This is a genomic window from Actinocorallia lasiicapitis (assembly GCF_054778695.1).
The window spans coordinates 1-1074 of sequence record NZ_BAAGZI010000771.1; the positions used below are offsets into that span (position 1 = coordinate 1).

Genomic DNA, 1074 nt, shown 5'->3' on the forward strand with positions numbered 1-1074 from the left:
GTCGACGGCACACGCCCCGCCTGGCGGCCAGGCACGTTCGACCGGGTGCTGGTCGACGCGCCGTGCAGTGGTCTCGGCGCGCTCCGCCGCCGGCCCGAGTCCCGCTGGCGCCGCACCCCGCAGACCATCGCCGAGCTCGGACCGCTCCAGCGCTCCCTGCTGGCCACGGCCCTCGACTCGGTCCGCCCCGGCGGTGTCGTCGCCTACGTCACCTGCTCGCCGCATCTCGCGGAGACCGGCATGGTCGTCGACGACGTCCTGGCCGGGCGCACCGACGTCCAGCGCCTCGACTCCGTCGACATCCTCACCAAGATCGCGCCCACCCTGTCGGGCCTCGGCACGGGCCCCTACGCCCAGTTCTGGCCGCACCGCCACGGCACCGACGCGATGTTCCTCGCCCTCCTCCGGCGCGTTTGATCCCCTCCCTGAGGGGAGGATGAAGACGGAGAGCGGAGTTCCAACGCATCGGGGGGTGACGTGGACGGTCTGGCGCAACTGGTGACCCTGGTGGGCAGCGCGGTGATCTACGCGCCGCTTGTCCTGATCGTCTACTGGTGTGTGAGCCCGGCGTGGGGAGGCAGGCTGGCGGTGCTGCTGATGTTCAGCGGCGCGCTCAACGAGGCCGTCAAGCTGCTGTTCCACCAGCCGCGCCCCTACTGGACCGACCTGAGCGTGCGGACGTCCGAGCCGATCGCCTCGTTCGGGATGCCGTCGGGCCACGCCCAGAACTCCGTGATCATGTGGGGGACCGTGGCCAGGGCCGCGGGCGGACGTCTCGCCTGGGTCGGCGCGGTCTTCCTGATGGTGGCGATCGGCCTGTCCCGGGTGATCCTCAACGTCCACTCGCTCACCCAGGTGCTGGTCGGCTGGGGGATCGGCGTGATGCTGCTGGCCGGATGCTGGGCGTTGGAGGTTCCGGTGACGGCGTGGTGGCGGGAGCGTCCGCTGGCCGTCCAGTTCGCGCTCTCGCTGGCCGTGCCGCTGCTGCTGTTCCTCGCGATCTGGGCCGCGGCGCGCGGGCTGCGCGACTGGAGCGTCCCGGCGCAGTGGGCGGAGGCCGTCCGGCTGGCCGCG

The 1074-nt window shown here is 72.3% G+C and carries 1 protein-coding gene and 1 pseudogene; both read left to right on the top strand.

All coding sequences use genetic code 11. From position 1 onward, the window contains the following. Positions 1-417 (top strand): annotated as a pseudogene (locus ACYVE7_RS34495) (rRNA cytosine-C5-methyltransferase); the annotation flags it as partial. Positions 418-477: 60 nt separating this feature from the next. Further along, on the top strand, positions 478-1074 hold a 597-nt coding region (locus ACYVE7_RS34500; RefSeq protein ID WP_460370830.1), incomplete at its 3' end, for a phosphatase PAP2 family protein.